Below are 4174 nucleotides of genomic sequence, written 5' to 3'. Positions count from 1 at the left end.
CGGCCTTCTCGATCAAGGCCAGTCTTGCAGCGGTCTCGCGGTCCTGGCGTTCAGCGGGCGCCACCGGCAAGGGGATGCTCACGCCGAAGGACACCATGTCGGCATAGCCGGTGCGCTGGGCGTAGGAGACCTCCCAGGACCAGTTCGGCCCGCGGTTGCTGGCGGCGACGGCAGCGTCCTGTCGAGCCAGCTCCACGTCGCGTTGCGCCAGCAGGACCGTCGGGTGGGCTTCGATGAAGGCTCGCTCGTCGACAGCGGCCGGTTCCACCGGAACCGCGAGCTCGTCCACCGGGATGCCGACCCAGCGCTCGAGGGACACGCGTGCGGCGCCCTGCTGCTGCCTCGCCTGCGCCGACTCGTCCTCGGCCATGCCCTGAGCGCCGGTCGAGGCCAGCACCTCCTGGCTGCTGCCGGCGGACGAGGACAGCCGCCCCTTGGCGGCCTCCAACTCTTCGTGGACGTGGTGCTCCGACAGCGTCGTGAGCTTGAGCGCCTCGCCGCAGAAATAGGCGTCGAGGTAGGCGAGCACCGTCTGCAGGCGAACCTCGGCCGCCGTGGCCTGGGCCGAAACGAGCTCCCGGCCGATCGTGGCGTCGGCCGCAGCCTGGCGTGCAGCGCGCTTCTCGGCCGACACCCACTCCTGGCCGATGCCGATGCGCTTCATGGTCATCGAGTCGCGGGTCGTGCCGAGGCGGTCTGCACCCGTCACGGGGAGGTTGTCGACGCCGGCGCGCAGCGTCGGGTCGGGAAGCTGACCCGCTGCGCGGGCCGTTTCCGAAGCACTGGCGACGCCGGCACGTGCCGACCGAACGGCTTCGGAGCGCTGCAGGGCCAGGTCGAGCGCCTGGGTGAGCGTCAGAGGTGCCGCGGCGGCCAGGGCCGGCAGCAGGGCCGCGGCCAAGGCGGCCGCGCGCAGGGGATGGGTGAACATGGGAACTCCGAAAGCAAACGGGCTGTTTGCTGGCGAACGGGCAAGCCGCACCAGCGCCGGTCAGTTGACGGAGGGGTCAGACGCGAAGCCTGAGCGTGGACAGGAAGAGGGGGTCGGGCGGAGGACGGGTCTGCGCAGTGGCGGCCATCGGCAATGCGATGGCCTCTGCGGCATCGAGCACCACGGGCAACTCGAGCACCTGGACGACAACCGGCAGCGTCGCTGCGGGAAGCTTGACGGCTTCGAACGACTGGGCCGTGCCCGCGGCGTGCTGGTGGCACAGCACGGGTTGCTCCCGGTCCATGCCTTCGCACGGCTGACCCGCGGCCATCATCGCAGCCATCGCTTCGGCGTCGCCCTGTCCCGGGCAGGCGTAGCTCRCCAACGCAAGCTGTGAAAACAGCAGCGAGAGCACCACGAAGAGCGTGGTCGTCAGGCGGAGGGCGGAACGGCGTGCCATGGGCAGCCGGAGTGTAGCGCCCGCATACTTCCAGGCTGAAGACCCATGTTCACCTTCCTGAAGACCACCCCCTGGGCCTACCCCACGCTCGAGGTCGCGCACATCGTCGGCATCGCGCTGCTGCTGGGCAACCTGATCGCGCTCGAGGTGCGCGTGTTCGGCCGCGCCGCCGCCCTGCCCGTCCCCGCGCTGGCCCGGCTGTCGCTCACGCTGGCGCTCGCCGGCTTCTCGCTCGCGGCCGCGAGCGGCTTGCTGATGTTCGCCACGCAGCCCGACGAACTGCTCGGCAACCGCGCCYTCGTCGTCAAGATGGGCCTGCTGGCGCTCGCAGGGGTCAACGCCGCCGCGTTCCATCTGCGCGGCTCGCTGCGCAAACTCGACTCGGCGGCACGGCTACAGATGCTGGTGTCCACTGGCCTCTGGCTCGCCGTGGTGGTCTGCGGCCGCTGGATCGCCTATTGACCACCGCCCGCTTCGTTCATCTTCTTCACCCACCGGAGACCGCCATGYCGTTGAGCCGCCGCCAGTTCGCCGTTCTCGCCGCCATCGCCCCCTGGATCGTGCGCCCCGCGTCGGCCCACCATGGGTGGGGCAGCTTCGACCAGGACCGCCCGCTGTACCTCGAAGGGACCGTGGTCACCAGCAAGTGGCAGAACCCGCATGCCGAGTTGATCATCGAGCTGCCCGCCGGCCTCAAGCTGCCGGCCGACCTGGCCCGGCGCACGCTGCCGGCGCAGAGTGCCGCCGTCGACGGCCCCGCCCTGCTCGCCAAGGCCACGCTGCCCAGGCGCAGCGACCGGCGCTGGGAGCTGGAGCTCGCCCCGCTCACCCGCATGGAAGCCTGGAAGGTCGCCGAGATCCGCCCGGGTGCGCGCGTCTCCGCCATCGGCTACACCGGCGCCGATGAAAAGGGCGATGCGGTGATGCGGGTCGAGTACCTCTTCGTGGGCGACAAGGTCTACGGGCTGCGATCGAGCCCGGCCTGACTGCACACGGCCGCTCGCCGGTTCGCTAACATCGCCCCACCCGGGCAGCCGACAAGCTGCCCGCCTTCACGTCGCCGGCTTCACCAGGCCCGACGACGCATGACTCCTGTTTGACCCAGCACGAGCAGACCCAGGTCGCGCCAACCGCACGGCCCTCCGCCCCTCGGTCCATCCACGGAGTCCAGCCGCCATGCCATCACAGGCCTCCCCTCGCCTTTCGGTCCTGGTTCCCCTTTCCGCGCTGGCCGTCCTGCCCATCAACATGTTCGTGCCGTCGTTGCCGACCATCGCCAGGGATCTTCACGCCGACTTCGCGCTCGTCAATGTCGCCATCGCGGGGTATGCGGTGGCCACCGCCGTCACGCACCTGATCGCGGGTGCGCTCTCCGACGGGTTCGGGCGCAAGCCCGTCGCGCTGCTCGCGCTGGCGATCTTCACGATGGCATCGATCGGCTGCAGCCTGGCCAACGACATCGTCACCTTCCTGGGATGCCGGTTGCTCCAGAGCAGCGTCATCGCCGGATACGTCGTGTCGCTCGCCGCCATTCGAGACACCTCCCACGAGGGCCAGGCCGCAAGCCGGATCGGCTACGTCTCGTCGGCATGGGCCGTGGCGCCGATGATCGGGCCCACGTTCGGCGGATTGCTCGATGCCCACTTCGGCTGGCGCGCCAACTTCATCGCGTTCGCAGCACTCGGGCTCGCGGGGCTGTACCTGGTGGCGTTCCAGCTGAAGGAAACCAACCACCACCGCACCCAGTCCGTCGCACTGCAATTGAAAGGCTATGCCGAATTGAGCCGCTCGATGCAGTTCTGGGCCTGTTCGCTTTGCATGGCCTTCGCCATTGGAACGCTGTATGTCTTTCTGGGCGGAGCGCCCCTGGTGGCGGCACAGCTGGGTGAAACATCGAGCACGGCGCTGGGCCTTCACATGGGGATGGTTCCTGCCGGCTTCATCGTCGGCAGCTACGTGGTCGGGCGCATCGGCGCACGCCACGCGGCCACCAGGCTGATCCTCGCGGGCCGCGCGCTCACGTCCATCGGCCTGCTCGCGGGCCTGGCGCTTGCCGCGGCAGGCTGGGCGCATCCGCTCGCGTTCTTCGGCCCCTGCGTGTTCGTGGGCCTGGGCAACGGGCTGACGATGCCGGTGGCCAATGCGCAAGTGCTGTCGCTGCGCCCCCAGCTGGCCGGCACGGCCTCGGGGCTGGCCGCCGCCGTGACCGTGACCGGCGCCGGCATCATCGCGTTTCTCTCGGGCCTGGTCGTCGATGCATCGAACGCCCGCGTTGCGGTGCTGGGCGTCATGCTGACGACGTCGACACTGTCGCTTGCCGTGGCCCTGTTCATCACCCGCGCGCCGTGCGAGCACCGGTCGTGATTCCCGCTCGTGTCAAACTCCATCGCCAGCAAAGGGGCACATCATGAAGCGCGTGACCGGCATCGGCGGCATCTTCTTCAAGTCCAAGGATCCGAAGGCGCTCGGCGAGTGGTATCGCAAGCACCTCGGGCTGGAGGTGGCGGACTGGGGCGGAGTCGCTTTCAAGTGGGTCACGCCCGACAACCCGATGGGCACCGGCACCACGACCTGGAGTCCGTTCAAGGAAGACACCTCGTACTTCGCTCCGAGCACGGCGAGCTTCATGATCAACTTCCGGGTGCATGACCTTCACGCGCTGCTCGCCGCATTGCGGTCCGAAGGCTGCGCGGTGGACGACAAGGTCGACGAGTCCGAGTACGGAAAGTTCGGCTGGGTGCTGGATCCGGAGGGCCATCGCCTCGAGCTGTGGGAGCCGCCGC

General features: G+C 69.3%; 6 protein-coding genes. 4 read left to right on the top strand and 2 right to left on the bottom strand.

The window, feature by feature from the left end; genetic code table 11:
- Together AC1D12_RS26560 and AC1D12_RS26555 are read right to left on the bottom strand one after the other, a co-directional pair.
- Positions 1-931: TolC family protein (locus AC1D12_RS26560; protein ID WP_477843984.1), on the bottom strand; the 931-nt coding region annotated here is incomplete at its 3' end.
- A 76-nt stretch (positions 932-1007) separates the two neighbouring features.
- A complete protein-coding gene (locus tag AC1D12_RS26555; RefSeq protein ID WP_477843982.1) occupies positions 1008-1391 on the bottom strand; it encodes a hypothetical protein in 384 nt (127 codons plus the stop codon).
- A gap of 45 nt (positions 1392-1436) precedes the next feature.
- Between AC1D12_RS26555 and AC1D12_RS26550 the strand changes: the two genes are divergently transcribed.
- The 4 genes from AC1D12_RS26550 to AC1D12_RS26535 all read left to right on the top strand — a co-directional run.
- Positions 1437-1853 (top strand): hypothetical protein, encoded by a 417-nt coding sequence (locus AC1D12_RS26550; protein WP_477843980.1) that lies wholly within the window; start codon positions 1437-1439, stop codon positions 1851-1853.
- Positions 1854-1897: 44 nt separating this feature from the next.
- The gene (locus AC1D12_RS26545) at positions 1898-2377 is read left to right on the top strand and encodes a DUF6152 family protein (protein WP_477843978.1); all 480 of its coding nucleotides are present in this window, start codon (positions 1898-1900) and stop codon (positions 2375-2377) included.
- Between the two features lie 190 nt (positions 2378-2567).
- On the top strand, positions 2568-3755 hold the full coding sequence (locus AC1D12_RS26540; protein WP_477827660.1) for an MFS transporter: 1188 nt from the start codon (positions 2568-2570) through the stop codon (positions 3753-3755).
- A 43-nt stretch (positions 3756-3798) separates the two neighbouring features.
- A partial coding sequence (locus tag AC1D12_RS26535; RefSeq protein WP_477843976.1) for a VOC family protein occupies positions 3799-4174 on the top strand: 376 nt, incomplete at its 3' end.

Source organism: Rhizobacter sp. P1_G5, assembly GCF_056405435.1.
Note: the sequence above shows the minus strand (reverse complement) of the source record. Positions and strands in the feature narration are given on the sequence as shown.

Excerpts from the sequence above, each read along its gene's own strand:
- AC1D12_RS26540 (WP_477827660.1), top strand. The coding sequence starts at position 2,568 with ATGCCATCACAGGCCTCCCCTCGCCTTTCGGTCCTGGTTCCCCTTTCC.